We start from the raw sequence: 16288 nt of genomic DNA on the forward strand, positions 1-16288 counted from the left end.
CAACCTCTTTGCTTTTACAGGAAGTGACAAAATTTACCGATAACGCCCAGCAGCACGGTGATGCCAATCAGGCGCAGCGGGCTCCAGCCGCGGCGTACCAGCCAGAACATAATCAGGGTGTAGATCAGCGGCAGGAACGCGGGCATCAGCTTGTCGATCACGTCGGCCTGCAGTTTGACTACGGCATCGCCCGCCTTAATTTCGAGCGTGGTATTGAGGCGGACGTAGGTGGCCACCAGCGCGCCGATAACCGTCATTCCGACGATAGACGCCGCGTGGCCGACCTTTTTGGTGTTGGCTTTGATCAGCGGAATGGCCGCCACGCCCATCCGGTAAGCGTAGTGCGCCAGACCAAAACGCAGGCCGAGGTGCACCACGTTAAACAGCACGATAAAGACCACGGCACCAAGAATCGAACCCTGCAGCGCCAGGCTCGCGCCGATACCGCCGCAGATGGGCAGCAGCGTGAGCCAGAACATGGCATCGCCAATGCCGCCGAGCGGCGCGCCCACGGCAATTTTGGTGCTCTGGATGCTGTTTACATCCTGCTTGGAGCGCTCCATCGCCAGAATGATGCCGATAACAAAGGTCACCAGGAACGGATGGGTATTGAAGAAGCCCATATGTCCTTTCATGGCGCGCGCAAGGTCCCGCTTGTTGGTATGGATCTTTTTCAGCGCGGGCAGCAATCCGTAAAGCCAGCCGGAGGCCTGCATACGTTCGTAGTTAAACGAGGCCTGCAGCAACATGGAGCGCCAGGCGACGCGGTTAATATCCTTTTTCGTCAGCCCGGCGCCGATGCTCTGGTCTTCGTAGACGTTTTCATTCACGCCGGTCAGCAGCGTCTCTTCGCGTTCAGACACGCCCGGCAGAGTGGTTTGGTTAGATGCCATCTTCGAATTCCTCTTTCTGGGCCGCGGGAGCCGTCGGTTCAGGTGATTTACGCATCAGGTCGATCAGCGCCATCGCCAGCGCGGCGGCCGCAATCGCCAGCACCGGAAGCTTGAGCCAGGCGGCGGCGACAAAACCGATAATGAAGTAAGGGATGTAGACGTTTTTCATCATGATCTTCAGCAGCACGGCGAAGCCGATGGCGGGCATGATGCCGCCCGCGACGCCGAGACCGTCAATCAACCGTGCCGGCAGAACATCAATGGCGGTTTTCGCATGTTCCGCGCCGAAGTAGATCGGCAGAAACGCGCACAGGAAATAGAAAATGCCGAGCGCCAGCAGCGCCAGATAGTTCACCCGTTCAATGCCGCGGGTATCGGCATTGGCCGCCATGCGATCGCAGCGCGACATCACGCCGGACATCACGGAGAAGAGGAACGTGATCCCCATCTGTACCGCGACCGCAAACGGCACGGCGACGCCAACGGCAACGTCCGGCTTCACCCCGGTGCTGATGGCAAATGCGGTCCCCACGATGGTGCCGATAATCACGTTCGGCGGCTGGGCACCGGCGAGCGGGGCCAGCCCCATCCAGACCAGCTCCAGCGTACCGCCGGTCAAAATGCCGGTGTGCAGGTCGCCCAGAATCAGGCCGACCAGCGGCCCGAGCACCACCGGGCGGTGCATGTGCGTTAACCCATTAAACATATCCAGACCGGCGATAAAGGCGAGTATGCCCAATCCCAGCGCCTGCAACAGGCTGATTTCCATGGTGAATCCCTCAGAGCAGTTTAAAGAGATCCAAAGCAGTTTCTGTTGGCACGCCCTGAACGAAGCATTCCACCCCGGCCGCTTTCAGGCCGTTGAAGGCGGCGATATCGTCCGCGTCGACAGAGACCGTTTTGGCAATTTGTTGTTTGCCACTGGCGTAGTGCATGTTTCCGACGTTGATACGGGTGATGGGCACGCCGCCCTCAACCAGCTTCAGAAAATCGGCCGGTGATTTGCAGACCAGCAGGATTTTCTGGCGGTCAGCGGCGCGGTGAATGTTGTCGATCGTTTTTTGCAGCGGCCAGAAGCGCACGGCGATCCCTTCCGCGAGCACCATCTCCATCAGGTTCTGTTGAACCGGATCCTCTGCAACCTCGTCATTGGCGACCAGCACCAGGTTTGCCCCCGCAAACCCCACCCACTGCACGCCGACCTGGCCGTGGATCAGGCGCTCATCAATGCGGCATAAGACAATGTTTGGCATAGCGCTTTCCTCTTTTTATTATGCGTTTTGCGTCGTTACGCCTTCGCAGGCGGCGTGGTACTGCTGAAGTATGTCCTGAATGTGGTCGATGATGAGTTCCCGCGGCGTGGACTTGAGAGCGCCCTCGCGAACTTTGCCGTACTGCAGCGGCAGGTACTGGCTGATCAGCGGCAGCGGGATCGGATCGTCTGCCAGGTTGCGCACCAGCCGTTCAAAGGCCTCGTCAATCTGGCCGTCCGGCCAGTAGTAGCGCACGCGGTCAGAGTAGCTGTAGCCGCGCGCCAGGCGACGCGCATTGCCGTCACCGTGGTAATGGCTTTGCCAGTATTCCGGGCGGTCGAGCATGACGTTTTCCAGCACGTGACGCAGGCCGGAGCTGGCTTTGGCGGGCAGCAGCTCCTCTTCGATGGCGGCCAGCGAGAACAGCGCTTCGCGCAGGGCGAAGGTGAGGGCCGGGCCAACCTTGAGGATCGCGAAGTGATCTTTCACCAGCTGGCGCAGGGCCAGCGGCGTCTGGTAGTCGGTGGAGTGTGCTTCAAACACCAGCGTGTCGTAGGCTTCCACCATCTTGCTAAGCGCGACGGCTTTCTGCGGCTGATAGTCGCAGACGTTCGCGTGGTCAAACTCCACCCCAGGCTGAACCACCAGGCCGATAATGCGCGGCCAGATGTCGCTTAGCCCTTCCTTTTCGAAGGCGTGACGATGCGCCTCAAGCGTGGCGCGGGCCGCATCTGGCGTGGTGACGGCAAGTTCGGTGAGCGTCTCGTGCGCGCCGCCGGGAACCGGCACTTCCGTACCGATAACGTAGACCAGATCGGATTCACCAAGCTGCTCGCGGCAGGTCGCTTCTGCAATCTTTGCCAGGCGTGCGGCGCGTGCGGCGACGATCGCGTCGTTCAGGGGAACCGGGTCGCCCTCGCAGGACATGCTGCAGTCAAGGTGGATCTTTTTGAATCCGGCAGAAACATAGCTTTTGATCAGATCCTCGGCATTTGCCATGGCCTGTTCCGCGGGCAGGTTTTGCCAGCGGTTAGGGCCTAAATGATCGCCGCCGAGGATCAGCTGGGATGTCGGGAAACCGAGCGACTCGGCCAGCTGGCAGACAAACCCGTGAAAATCGGCGGGGGTCATGCCGGTGTAGCCGCCAAACTGATCCACCTGGTTGGAGGTGGCCTCGATCAACAGCGGGGACCGATGCGAATGCGCGTAACGAATTGCAGCTTCCAGTACCAGCGGATGCGCGGAGCAGACGGCGTAAATCCCGTTTGAATTCCCCCGCTTATGGTGTTCCACCATTTCTGTCAGATGTTTCACTTTCCTCTCCATTTCGGATGGTAATGATTTTTGTCTTTCGTTTTGTTTCATGTAATCCTGCATTATGGCGACATAAAAATAAAACGAAAGATAATGGATTTCCGATCTGTTTCACAAAAGAAACGTAATGAAAGGTTTCAGCGCGGTGCTGGTGTGCGTTGGGCCGCTAAGCAGGGCTTGCATTCCCGTAAAGGAAAGGCCTTAATAGGTAAAACGAAATGAAACGAAAGAATATTAATTAAGGAACTCGCATGAGCAGCACCGATTCATCCGCGGAAAAGCGCATCACCGGCACCAGTGAAAGGCGAGAGCAGATCATTCAGCGGTTGCGGGCGCAGGGAAGCGTGCAGGTTAACGATCTGTCTCATCTGTACGGCGTATCGACGGTGACGATCCGCAACGACCTCGCCTTTCTTGAGAAGCAGGGCATTGCCGTTCGCGCTTACGGCGGCGCGCTGATTTGCGAAGGCAGCGTGTCGGGCGTCGAACCTTCCGTGGAAGACAAAAGCTCGCTGAATACCGCGGTGAAGCGCAGCATCGCGCAGGCCGCTGCCGCCCTGGTTAAACCCGGCCACCGCATTATTCTGGATTCCGGTACCACGACGTTTGAAATCGCCCGCATGCTGCGCCAGCACACGGACGTCATTGCGATGACCAACGGCATGAACGTGGCCAATGCGCTGCTGGAAGCGGAAGGGGTAGAGTTGCTGATGACCGGCGGGCATTTACGCCGTCAGTCGCAATCTTTTTACGGTGACCAGGCCGAGCAGTCGCTACAGAATTACCATTTTGACCTGCTGTTCCTTGGCGTCGATGCCATCGATCTCGACCGCGGCGTGAGCACGCATAACGAAGACGAAGCCCGTCTGAACCGCAAGATGTGCGAGGTGGCGGATCGCATTATCGTGGTGACTGACTCCAGCAAGTTTAACCGCTCAAGCCTGCACAAGATTATCGACACGCAACGGATTGATATGATTATCGTTGATGAAGGTATACCGGTTGAAAGCCTGGAAGGGCTGCGCAAGAGCGGAATTGAAGTGGTGCTGGTGTAAGTTTTTTTACCCTCTCCCCTATCGGGAGAGGGCAGGATGAGGGGAAATCACGTCACCGGCGCCGGGTTAAACACCGCCAGCTGGTTATGCAATCCCCACTGGTCGGAAAACGTTTTTTTACGCCCGCTTGCGACATCCAGAATGAAGTGGAACAGCTTCCAGCCCACGTCCTCAATGCTCTCTTCCCCGGTGGCGATGGTGCCCGCGTTGATGTCCATTAAGTCATACCAGCGGTTTGCCAGCTCGGTGCGGGTCGCCATTTTAATCACCGGCACCGCCATCAGGCCGTACGGCGTGCCGCGTCCGGTGGTAAAGACCTGCACCGTAATGCCGGATGCCACCTGCTGCGTGCCGCATACAAAATCGCTGGCCGGCGTTGCTGCGTAGATCAGGCCGCGTTTCGTCGGGCGCTGGCCCGGAGAGAGCACTTCGGCAATGGCGCTCTGACCGGATTTGGCAATCGATCCGAGGGCTTTTTCCACCACGTTTGCCAGTCCGCCTTTTTTGTTCCCGGGGGAGGGGTTGGCGCTGCGGTCGGTTTTGCCCATATTGAGATAGTTATCGTACCAGGCCATCTCCTCAAGCAGGCGTTTGCCGACCTCTTCATTGACGGCGCGCGGCGTCAGCAGATGGATGGCGTCACGCACTTCGGTTACCTCGGAGAACATCACCGTGGCGCCGCAGCGCACAAGCAGATCGGACGCATAGCCCACCGCCGGGTTGGCCGTCACGCCGGAGAACGCATCGCTGCCGCCACACTGGGTGCCGACTACCAGCTCCGAGGCCGGGCACGCTTCACGCTGGCGGCGGTTAAGCTTGTCCAGATGACGCTCCGCCACCTGCAGGATGTCGTCGACCATTGAGCGGAAGCCCACGTGGCGTTCATCCTGCAGGCGCACGATGCTGGCCTCGTCAGCCGGGATGGCTTTGACATCTTCCGTGCCCTGCAGCAGACGCTCGGGCTGCAGTTTTTCACATCCCAGACCGATGACCATCACCTCGCCGCCAAAGTTTGGGTTCAGGGCGATATTGTGAATGGTCCGGATAGGCACCACGGCGGCGGGGGCATTAATCGCCACGCCGCAGCCGTAAAGGTGGTTCAGGCCAACCACGCCGTCGACGTTCGGGTATTTCGGCAGCAGATCGCGCTCGATGATTTTCACCACGTAATCCACGACGCCCGCCACGCAGTGCACGCTGGTGGTAATACCGAGCAGGTTTTTGGTGCCGACGCTGCCGTCCGCGTTGCGGTAGCCTTCGAAGGTATAGCCTTCCAGCGGAGGAAGCGGTTCCGGCACGCGGGTCGCAAGCGGAAGCGTGTTCAGCGGCGGCGCTTCCGGCAGCGCAACCAGCGACTCCTCAACCCAACTGCCCTGCGGTATAGCGCGAACGGCATAGCCGATGACTTCACCGTAACGTACGATTTCGCCGTGAGCAGGGATATCCACCAGGGCGACTTTATGTCCCTGCGGAATATGCTCGATCAGTTCCAGCCCGTCCGGAAAGCGGGTGCCCGCTTTTAAGCCATTGTCGTTGACAATAATCGCCACGTTATCGGTGTCGTGGACTTTTATATAAAACGCCGTCAACGGCGAGTGTCGAATTTTAATGTCGGCCATTGCTCACTATTCTCCAGCAAAGAGTCTGATAATCATTGCAGCCAATTTTCTTATGGCAGAAATAAAAACGCGGCTTTCAGAAATAAAGCATGTCAGGAGAATAGACGAGAAAATGCGATCGCGATCGCTGCCGAACCCGCGATGTCTGATTCTGTGCATCAGCGCCCAGTGGTTCGTGCATATGCTCAAAATCTTATAAAAATTCGCCGTAATGCTTGAGCATTAAAACAATGTGCCGCCGGGAAGTGCGCATTATACTGAATGACGAATTTATTACGCTGAAATTAAGTCAGAGAATAAAAAAGCGGGCAAATATAAATACCGAATACGGCTGCGGAATTAAAAAGGTAAACGCGATGAATAACGATATCTTCCCGAACAGGTTTAAGGCTGCCCTGGCGGCAAACCAGATCCAGATTGGCTGCTGGTCCGCGCTGGCGAACCCCATCAGCACCGAAGTGCTCGGCCTGGCCGGATTCGACTGGCTGGTGCTGGACGGCGAACATGCGCCCAACGATATCACCACCTTTATTCCACAGCTCATGGCGCTAAAGGGCAGCCCCAGCGCCCCGGTTGTGCGCGTGCCGACTAACGAGCCGGTGATTATTAAGCGCCTGCTGGACATAGGTTTCTACAACTTTCTGATTCCGTTTGTGGAGACGGAAGAACAGGCGGCGCTGGCCGTGGCGTCAACGCGCTATCCGCCAGAAGGGATCCGCGGCGTCTCCGTTTCGCATCGCGCCAATATGTTTGGCACCGTGTCGGACTACTTTGCGCAGTCCAACCGCAACATCACCATTCTGGTGCAGATTGAGAGCCAGCAGGGCGTGGATAACGTCGATGCGATTGCCGCCACAAACGGCGTGGACGGCATCTTCGTCGGCCCGAGCGACCTGGCCGCGGCGTTAGGCCATCTGGGCAATGCTGGTCATCCCGAGGTGCAGCGCGCCATCCAGCACATCTTTGCCCGCGCTAAAGCACACGGCAAGCCGTGCGGCATTCTGGCACCGGTTGAGGCTGACGCCCGTCGCTATCTGGAGTGGGGAGCCACCTTTGTTGCCGTCGGCAGCGACCTCGGCGTTTTCCGCTCGGCCACGCAGAAATTAGCGGACGCTTTTAAAAAATAACCATCGTTGAGGAAACAGTTATGACGCTGAAAGTGGGTTTTATTGGCCTGGGGATCATGGGTAAACCAATGAGTAAGAACCTCATCAAAGCGGGTTACTCTCTGGTGGTCTCCGATCACAATTCACATGCCGTGGCTGAGGTGATGGCGGCGGGCGCTGAAACGGCCACCACCGCGAAAGCCATTGCCGAGCAGTGCGACGTCATCATCACCATGCTGCCAAACTCACCGCAGGTAAAAGAGGTTGCGCTGGGAGAAAACGGCATTATCGACGGCGCGAAGCCGGGCCTGGTGCTGATTGATATGAGCTCTATTGCCCCGCTCGCAAGCCGTGAAATCAGCGAGGCGCTAAAAGCTAAGGGCGTCGATATGCTGGACGCGCCGGTCAGCGGCGGCGAGCCGAAAGCGATCGACGGCACGCTATCGGTGATGGTCGGCGGTGATAAAGCTATTTTCGATAAATACTATGACCTGATGAAAGCGATGGCAGGCTCCGTGGTGCACACGGGTGAAATTGGCGCGGGCAACGTGACCAAGCTGGCGAACCAGGTCATTGTGGCGCTGAACATTGCCGCTATGTCCGAAGCGCTGACGCTGGCAACCAAAGCGGGCGTCAACCCGGAGCTGGTCTATCAGGCCATTCGCGGCGGCCTGGCGGGCAGTACCGTGCTCGATGCCAAAGCGCCGATGGTGATGGATCGTAATTTCAAACCCGGTTTCCGCATCGACCTGCATATTAAAGATCTGGCGAACGCGCTGGATACCTCCCACGGCGTGGGCGCGCAGCTGCCGCTGACCGCGGCGGTCATGGAGATGATGCAGGCGCTGCGTGCCGATGGCCTGGGCACGGCCGATCACAGCGCAATTGCCTGCTACTACGAAAAACTGGCGAAGGTGGAAGTGGCGCGTTAATCACGCCTTGCCTACACCTGAGGGTGACAGCGGCGCGCAAACCCTCTATACTGCGCGCCGAAGCTGACCAGACAGTCGCCGCTTCGTCGTCGTCCCCTTCGGGGGAGACGGGCGGAGGGGAGGAAAGTCCGGGCTCCATAGGGCAGGGTGCCAGGTAACGCCTGGGGGGGAAACCCACGACCAGTGCAACAGAGAGCAAACCGCCGATGGCCCGCGCAAGCGGGATCAGGTAAGGGTGAAAGGGTGCGGTAAGAGCGCACCGCGCGGCTGGTAACAGTCCGTGGCACGGTAAACTCCACCCGGAGCAAGGCCAAATAGGGGTTCACATGGTACGGCCCGTACTGAACCCGGGTAGGCTGCTTGAGCCAGTGAGCGATTGCTGGCCTAGATGAATGACTGTCCACGACAGAACCCGGCTTATCGGTCAGCTTCAACTTCTTAGAAAACCCCGCTTCGGCGGGGTTTTTGCTTTCCTGGTGGTTGTAGGCAGGGTAAGCGCAGCGCCACCCGGCAACCACACAAGCGACATCAATTCTCATATTTGCGACATTAAGCACATTCCACTGCTTTTATCCTTTCATCCTCGCTACTGAATCTGTAGACGATCGCCATCACAAAATTTCACGCTAAAAAACGGATGATTTTTAGTATTGATAATTTGTTAATGTTGTTATCCTAATGATCGCAAAACTTTTCCCGTTTGATATGCATATATTGAAATCAAATACATTCCCCCGGTGAATATGTGACATATTCCACTCTTTTACGCGTGTTTGAAAATTCACCTCGTAAAAAATTGATAAATTGAAAGATTGTTTCAACCAAATAACGGTTATTTATTGTCCTTTAATTGCCTGAAATATCGTCTCTATTGATTTTTAAAAGCGCAGATTAATTTATCCGGGTTATCGCCATAAAATAAATTTATTACCGCTGATTTTGTTGATCAATATCAGCGTTATAGCGTATTTGAATGCGCCTATGTAACTGATTTATAGTGTTTTTTATTGCTTTTGACGGTGTGGGTTAAAAGGGCTGAAAGGCAAATTGTGAGTAACAGCACATACCCCTCTTAACATTATTGAGTAGAATCCACTCCGTCATAGGGAAATAAGCGCAGAATATTATGAACACTATTATTCTACCGAAAACACAGCACCTCGTGGTATTTCAGGAAGTCATTAAAAGTGGCTCCATAGGTTCTGCTGCAAGACAACTGGGCCTGACGCAGCCCGCCGTGAGCAAAATCATCAGCGATATTGAATCCTACTTCGGCGTGGAAGTGATGGTGCGTAAAAACACCGGCGTAAAACTCACTGCCGCAGGCCAGGTGCTGCTCTCCTACTCAGAGTCGATTACCCGCGAAATGAAAAACATGGTGAGCGAAATCAACAGCCTGAGTTTCAGCACCGTGATGGACGTCTCCTTTGGCTACCCGTCGCTGATCGGCTTTACCTTCCTGTCCGAAATGATCAAAAAATTCAAGGAAGTGTTCCCGAAAGCGCGCGTATCCATGTATGAAGCCCAGCTCTCCTCTTTCCTGCCAGCCATTCGTGACGGTCGTCTGGATTTCGCCATCGGCACGCTGAGTGATGAAATGCTGCTGCAGGATCTGCACGTCGAGCCGCTGTTTGAGTCCGAGTTTGTGCTGGTCGCCAGCAAAACGCGAACGTGCACCGGCCCGACGACACTGGCATCGCTCACGCACGAGCAGTGGGTGATGCCGCAAACCGATATGGGCTACTACAAAGAACTTCTGACCACTCTGCAAGACAACCACATCAGCATCGAAAACATCGTCCAGACCGATTCCGTCGTCACCATTTATAACCTTGTGCTGAATGCCGATTATCTGACGGTCATTCCCCGCGACATGATTGCCCCGTTCGGTTCAGACCAGTTTATCGTGCTGCCCGTAGAAGATGAATTACCCGTGGCGCGCTATGCCGCCGTGTGGTCTAAAAATTACAGGATTAAAAAATCGGCGTCAGTATTAGTTGAGCTGGCAAAACAATATTCGTCGATGAATATCGAAAGACGACGATGAATTGATAGAACACATTTTAAAAATACCCGGAGCTTAGTTTTCTAACGCTCTGATACCCTGACTTTGCCTGAAAAGAATGAATTATTATAACGAGGATATTATGCACATTACTTACGATCTCCCGGTAACCATTGAAGATATTCAGGACGCCAGAAAACGACTGGCAGGCAAGATATATAAAACCGGCATGCCGCGTTCGAATTATCTCAGCGAGCGCTGTAAGGGCGAAATATTCCTGAAGTTTGAGAACATGCAGCGTACCGGTTCGTTCAAAATTCGCGGCGCGTTTAATAAATTAAGCTCGCTGACCGACGCTGAAAAACGCAAGGGCGTGGTCGCCTGCTCCGCGGGAAACCACGCGCAGGGGGTCTCGCTCTCCTGCGCCATGCTCGGCATCGACGGTAAGGTGGTGATGCCAATGGGCGCGCCAAAATCCAAGGTGGCCGCGACCCGCGACTACTCGGCGGAAGTGGTGCTGCACGGCGAGAACTTCAACGACACCATCGCCAAAGTCAGCGAAATCGTCGAGATGGAAGGGCGTATTTTTATTCCGCCTTACGACGATGCCAAAGTGATCGCCGGGCAGGGCACCATCGGTCTGGAAATTCTCGAAGATTTGTATGACGTGGATAACGTGATTGTGCCTATCGGCGGCGGCGGATTAATTGCCGGCATTGCCACGGCGATTAAATCCATCAACCCGACCATCAATATTATCGGCGTACAGTCTGAAAACGTGCACGGAATGGCTGCCTCCTGGCAGGCAGGAGAAATAACCAACCATCGCGTTACCGGCACGTTAGCCGACGGCTGCGATGTTTCCCGCCCGGGGAAATTAACCTTCGAAATCGTTCGCGAACTGGTCGATGACATTGTGCTGGTCAGCGAAGACGATATTCGCAACAGCATGATCGCGCTTATTCAGCGCAATAAAGTGGTGACGGAAGGCGCAGGTGCGCTGGCCTGTGCCGCGTTATTAAGCGGCAAGCTCGATCACTATATTCAGGGCCGCAAAACCGTCTGCATTATTTCCGGCGGCAATATCGATCTCTCCCGTGTTTCCCAAATTACCGGCTTCGTTGACGCATAAAGGTGACCTATGAGCAACACAGAAAGCATTATCGTTGGCCAGACAAAAACGTCCTCCTGGCGCAAGTCTGATACCACCTGGACGCTTGGCCTGTTTGGTACCGCCATTGGCGCAGGCGTGCTGTTCTTCCCCATTCGCGCCGGCTTTGGCGGGCTGATTCCTATCCTGCTGATGCTGGTTCTCGCGTTCCCGATCGCCTTTTACTGCCACCGCGCGCTGGCGCGTCTGTGCCTCTCCGGCAGCAACGTCTCCGGCAACATCACCGAAACGGTGGAAGAGCACTTTGGTAAAACCGGCGGGGTGGTGATCACGTTCCTCTACTTCTTCGCCATTTGTCCGCTGCTGTGGATTTACGGCGTTACCATTACCAACACCTTTATGACCTTCTGGGAAAACCAGCTCCAGCTGCCCGCGCTGAACCGCGGCGTGGTGGCGCTGTTCCTGCTGCTGCTGATGGCCTTTGTTATCTGGTTCGGTAAAGACCTGATGGTGAAGGTGATGAGCTTCCTGGTGTTCCCGTTCATCGCCAGCCTGGTGCTGATTTCCCTGTCGCTGATCCCTTACTGGAACTCGGCGGTGATCGACCAGGTCAACCTGAGCGATATCGCCTTCACCGGCCATGACGGCATTCTGGTCACGGTGTGGCTGGGGATCTCCATCATGGTCTTCTCCTTCAACTTCTCGCCTATCGTCTCCTCGTTTGTGGTCTCGAAGCGCGAAGAGTATGAGCCAGAGTTTGGTAAAGCGTTCACCGAGCAGAAATGTTCCAAAATTATCAGCCGCGCCAGCATGCTGATGGTGGCCGTGGTGATGTTTTTCGCCTTTAGCTGCCTGTTCACGCTCTCCCCGCAGAACATGGCGGAGGCCAAAGCGCAGAACATTCCGGTGCTTTCTTACCTGGCAAACCACTTTGCCTCCATGTCCGGCTCCAAATCGACTTTTGCGACGGTGCTGGAATACGGCGCATCCATTATTGCCCTGGTCGCTATCTTCAAATCCTTCTTCGGCCACTATCTGGGCACGCTGGAAGGGCTGAACGGCCTGATCCTCAAGTTCGGCTACAAGGGCGACAAGAAGAAAGTCTCTGTCGGCAAGCTGAACACCATCAGCATGGTGTTCATCATGGGCTCCACCTGGATTGTGGCCTACGCCAACCCGAACATTCTCGACCTTATTGAAGCCATGGGTGCGCCAATCATCGCCTCTCTGCTGTGCCTGCTGCCGATGTACGCCATCCGCAAAGCGCCAGCCATGGCGAAATATAAGGGCAAACCCGAGAACATTTTCGTCACGGTTGTGGGCCTGCTGACCATTCTGAATATCGTTTACAAACTGTTCTAACCCATTGCTCAGGAAGAGCGGAGTCACATGATGATTGAGTTTCCGGTAGTACTGGTTATTAACTGCGGTTCGTCCTCTGTTAAGTTTTCGGTGCTCGACGCCAGCAGCTGCGAGGCCCTGATGACGGGCATTGCGGACGGTATCAACACTGAAAAGGCCTTTATCTCCGTGAACGGGGGTGAGCCGGTCAAGCTGGCTCACCGCGACTACGAAGGGGCGCTGGCTGCCATCGCCCTGGAGCTGGAGAAGCGTAACCTGATGAGCAGCGTGGCCTTAATTGGCCACCGCATTGCGCACGGCGGCGATCTCTTCAGCGAGTCGACCCTGATTACGGAAGCGGTGATCGCGCAGATCCGCCAGGTCTCCCCGCTGGCACCGCTGCATAACTACGCCAACTTAAGCGGTGTCGAAGCCGCAGAGCGCCTGTTCCCTGGCGTACAGCAGGTTGCGGTCTTTGATACCAGCTTCCACCAGACGCTGCCGCCGCAGGCCTACCTGTACGGCTTGCCGTACCGCTATTTTGAAGCGCTGGGCGTGCGTCGCTACGGCTTCCACGGCACCTCTCACCGCTACGTGGCCGCGCAGGCGCATACGCTTCTCGGGCTGTCCCACGACGACAGCGGGCTGGTGATTGCCCATCTCGGCAACGGGGCGTCCATCTGTGCGGTGCGCAACGGCGAAAGCGTCGATACCTCCATGGGCATGACGCCGCTGGAAGGGCTGATGATGGGCACGCGCTGCGGCGACGTAGATTTTGGCGCGATGGCGTGGATTGCCCAGCAGACCGGCCAGTCGTTCGAGGATCTGGAGCGCGTGGTCAACAAAGAGTCCGGGCTGTTGGGGATCTCCGGCATCTCCTCCGATTTACGCGCGCTGGAGAAAGCGTGGCACGAAGGCAACGAGCGGGCAGTGCTTGCGATCCGCACCTTCGTTCACCGCATTGCGCGGCATATTGCGGGGCACGCGGCGTCGCTGCACCGTCTGGACGGCGTGATCTTTACCGGCGGCATTGGCGAAAACTCGAAACTGATCCGCGCGCTGGTGGCTGAGCATCTGAACGTGTTCGGCATCCGCCTCGACGACGCCAAAAATGCCCTCCCGGGCAGCGCGGGCGAGCGCGTCATCTCGACCGATTCGTCCCGCGTGGTCTGCGCGGTTGTCCCTACCAACGAAGAAAAAATGATCGCGCTGGACGCCCTCCGTCTTGGGAAGGTGACACCGGCTGCGGCTTACGCCTGATAAAGCGAGAATCCACATGAAAGTAACAATCGATACGGGCGTCGCGCCCTACAGCGACGCATGGGCCGGGTTTCGCGGTGAAGAATGGAAAAGCGCCGTCAACGTGCGCGATTTTATTCAGCATAACTACACCCCTTATGACGGCGACGAAGCTTTCCTCGCGCAGGCGACGCCAGCAACGACGGCGCTGTGGCAGAAGGTAATGGTTGGCATTCGTCAGGAGAATGCCACCCACGCGCCGGTGGATTTTGACACCAACATTGCCACCACGATCACGGCTCACGGGCCGGGCTATATCGACCAGGATCTGGAGACGATCGTCGGCCTGCAAACCGATAAGCCGCTCAAGCGCGCGCTCCATCCGTACGGCGGGATCAACATGATCCGCAGCTCGTTCGAAGCCTACGGTCGCGAGATGGATCCTCAGTTCGAATACCTGTTTACCGACCTGCGTAAAACCCACAACCAGGGCGTGTTTGACGTCTATTCGCCGGAGATGATGCGCTGCCGTAAATCCGGCGTGTTGACCGGTCTGCCGGACGGCTACGGACGCGGGCGCATCATCGGCGACTATCGCCGCGTGGCGCTGTACGGCATCGCCTATCTGGTGCGCGAGCGTGAGCTGCAGTTTGCGGATCTGCAGGGCAGGCTGGAGCGCGGTGAAGATCTGGAGGCGACGATCCGCCTGCGTGAAGAGCTGGCGGAGCACAAGCGCGCGCTGCTGCAGATCCAGCAGATGGCGGCGAGCTACGGCTTTGATATCTCGCGTCCGGCGATGAACGCGCAGGAAGCGGTGCAGTGGGTCTACTTTGCCTACCTGGCGGCGGTAAAATCCCAGAACGGCGGGGCGATGTCGCTGGGGCGCACGGCCTCGTTCCTTGATATCTACATTGAACGCGACATGCAGGCTGGACGCCTGAATGAACTCCAGGCGCAGGAGCTGATCGACCACTTCATCATGAAGATCCGCATGGTGCGCTTCCTGCGCACGCCGGAGTTCGACACCCTCTTCTCCGGCGATCCGATCTGGGCGACGGAAGTGATCGGCGGCATGGGGCTGGACGGGCGCACGCTGGTGACCAAAAACAGCTTCCGCTATCTGCACACCCTGCACACCATGGGGCCCGCGCCGGAGCCGAACCTGACGATCCTCTGGTCTGAACAGCTGCCGATCGCGTTCAAGAAATACGCCGCGCAGGTATCGATCGTCACCTCTTCGCTGCAGTATGAGAACGACGACCTGATGCGGGCGGACTTCAACAGCGACGACTACGCCATTGCCTGCTGCGTCAGCCCGATGGTGATCGGCAAGCAGATGCAGTTCTTTGGCGCGCGCGCCAACCTCGCCAAAACGCTGCTGTACGCGATCAACGGCGGGGTAGACGAGAAGCTGAAGATTCAGGTCGGCCCGAAAACCGCGCCGCTGCTGGACGACGTGCTGGATTACGACACCGTGATGGCGAGCCTAGATCACTTTATGGACTGGCTGGCGGTGCAGTACATCAGCGCCCTGAATCTCATTCACTACATGCACGATAAGTACAGCTACGAGGCCTCGCTGATGGCGCTGCATGACCGCGACGTCTATCGCACCATGGCCTGCGGCATCGCGGGGCTGTCGGTGGCGGCGGATTCTCTGTCGGCCATTAAATACGCCACGGTGAAGCCGGTGCGCGACCATACCGGTCTGGCGGTCGATTTCGTGATAGAAGGCGACTATCCGCAGTACGGCAACAACGACGATCGCGTGGACAGCATCGCCTGTGACCTGGTGGAGCGCTTTATGAAGAAAATTCAGGCGCTGCCAACCTACCGCAACGCGGTACCGACCCAATCGATACTGACGATCACCTCGAACGTGGTGTACGGCCAGAAGACCGGGAACACGCCGGACGGACGCCGCGGCGGCACGCCGTTTGCCCCGGGCGCGAACCCGATGCACGGGCGCGACAGAAAAGGGGCGGTGGCCTCGCTCACCTCGGTTGCCAAGCTGCCGTTTACCTATGCCAAAGACGGGATCTCCTACACCTTCTCTATCGTGCCGCAGGCGCTGGGCAAGGACGAGCAGGTACGCAAAACCAACCTGGTAGGGCTGCTGGACGGGTACTTCCACCACGAAGCGTCCATTGAGGGCGGGCAGCACCTGAACGTTAACGTCATGAACCGGGAGATGCTGCTGGATGCCATTGAGCACCCTGAGAACTACCCGAACCTGACGATTCGCGTTTCGGGCTATGCGGTGCGGTTTAATGCCCTGACGCGCGAGCAGCAGCAGGATGTGATATCGAGGACGTTTACCCAATCTATCTAAATGTGAGTTCTCATGCCCCCTCAGCGCAGGGGGCATTTTTTTTGGTCCGCTGAACAGACAAAAGTGTTTATATAATTACTCACACATA

The 16288-nt window shown here is 56.9% G+C and carries 13 protein-coding genes and 1 other RNA gene; 9 read left to right on the forward strand and 5 right to left on the reverse strand.

Going from position 1 to position 16288, the window contains the following annotated elements; genetic code table 11:
• Positions 1-14: 14 nt before the first annotated feature.
• Genes agaE through kbaZ form a run of 4 tightly spaced genes read right to left on the reverse strand, consistent with a single transcriptional unit; the run spans position 15 to position 3460 of the window.
• Positions 15-893, reverse strand: a complete 879-nt coding sequence (gene agaE, locus ACMWKK_RS17425; RefSeq protein WP_112781027.1) for a PTS N-acetylgalactosamine transporter subunit IID — start codon at positions 891-893, stop codon at positions 15-17.
• Positions 883-1662: a PTS N-acetylgalactosamine transporter subunit IIC gene (gene agaW, locus ACMWKK_RS17430; RefSeq protein WP_045331040.1), complete on the reverse strand. Its 780-nt coding sequence runs from the start codon at positions 1660-1662 to the stop codon at positions 883-885. Before agaW ends, agaE begins: the two co-directional genes overlap by 11 nt.
• 10 nt (positions 1663-1672) lie before the next feature.
• On the reverse strand, positions 1673-2146 hold the full coding sequence (gene agaV, locus ACMWKK_RS17435; protein ID WP_045331043.1) for a PTS N-acetylgalactosamine transporter subunit IIB: 474 nt from the start codon (positions 2144-2146) through the stop codon (positions 1673-1675).
• Positions 2147-2164: 18 nt separating this feature from the next.
• Positions 2165-3460, reverse strand: a complete 1296-nt coding sequence (kbaZ, locus tag ACMWKK_RS17440) for a tagatose-bisphosphate aldolase subunit KbaZ (protein ID WP_258526881.1) — start codon at positions 3458-3460, stop codon at positions 2165-2167.
• A 251-nt stretch (positions 3461-3711) separates the two neighbouring features.
• Here kbaZ and ACMWKK_RS17445 point away from each other — a divergent pair, with 251 nt between their 5' ends.
• Entirely contained in the window at positions 3712-4515 is an 804-nt protein-coding gene (locus ACMWKK_RS17445) for a DeoR family transcriptional regulator (RefSeq protein ID WP_112781025.1), read from the forward strand.
• Positions 4516-4562: 47 nt separating this feature from the next.
• Here the strand turns inward: ACMWKK_RS17445 and garD are convergent, their stop codons facing one another.
• Positions 4563-6134 (reverse strand): galactarate dehydratase, encoded by a 1572-nt coding sequence (gene garD, locus ACMWKK_RS17450; protein ID WP_112781024.1) that lies wholly within the window; start codon positions 6132-6134, stop codon positions 4563-4565.
• A gap of 356 nt (positions 6135-6490) precedes the next feature.
• Here garD and garL point away from each other — a divergent pair, with 356 nt between their 5' ends.
• From garL to pflB, 8 genes are all read left to right on the forward strand, one after another.
• Positions 6491-7261, forward strand: a complete 771-nt coding sequence (gene garL / locus ACMWKK_RS17455; protein ID WP_112781041.1) for a 2-dehydro-3-deoxyglucarate aldolase — start codon at positions 6491-6493, stop codon at positions 7259-7261.
• Positions 7262-7281: 20 nt separating this feature from the next.
• The gene (garR, locus tag ACMWKK_RS17460; RefSeq protein WP_045330811.1) at positions 7282-8172 is read left to right on the forward strand and encodes a 2-hydroxy-3-oxopropionate reductase; all 891 of its coding nucleotides are present in this window, start codon (positions 7282-7284) and stop codon (positions 8170-8172) included.
• Between the two features lie 59 nt (positions 8173-8231).
• Positions 8232-8608, forward strand: an RNA gene (gene rnpB / locus ACMWKK_RS17465) — RNase P RNA component class A.
• Positions 8609-9298: 690 nt separating this feature from the next.
• A complete protein-coding gene (gene tdcA, locus ACMWKK_RS17470; protein ID WP_008501504.1) occupies positions 9299-10219 on the forward strand; it encodes a transcriptional regulator TdcA in 921 nt (306 codons plus the stop codon).
• Between the two features lie 100 nt (positions 10220-10319).
• Positions 10320-11309: a bifunctional threonine ammonia-lyase/L-serine ammonia-lyase TdcB gene (tdcB, locus tag ACMWKK_RS17475; protein WP_023326154.1), complete on the forward strand. Its 990-nt coding sequence runs from the start codon at positions 10320-10322 to the stop codon at positions 11307-11309.
• A 9-nt stretch (positions 11310-11318) separates the two neighbouring features.
• Positions 11319-12650, forward strand: coding sequence for a threonine/serine transporter TdcC (gene tdcC, locus ACMWKK_RS17480; protein ID WP_112781023.1), 1332 nt, complete (start codon positions 11319-11321; stop codon positions 12648-12650).
• Between the two features lie 30 nt (positions 12651-12680).
• Positions 12681-13889, forward strand: coding sequence for a propionate kinase (gene tdcD / locus ACMWKK_RS17485; RefSeq protein ID WP_112781040.1), 1209 nt, complete (start codon positions 12681-12683; stop codon positions 13887-13889).
• 16 nt (positions 13890-13905) lie between these two features.
• A complete protein-coding gene (gene pflB, locus ACMWKK_RS17490) occupies positions 13906-16200 on the forward strand; it encodes a formate C-acetyltransferase (RefSeq protein ID WP_045330818.1) in 2295 nt (764 codons plus the stop codon).
• Positions 16201-16288 lie beyond the last annotated feature (88 nt).

This window comes from Enterobacter sp. 01-M-03-SI-ECC (assembly GCF_047530215.1).
Classification (GTDB): domain Bacteria; phylum Pseudomonadota; class Gammaproteobacteria; order Enterobacterales; family Enterobacteriaceae; genus Enterobacter; species Enterobacter chengduensis.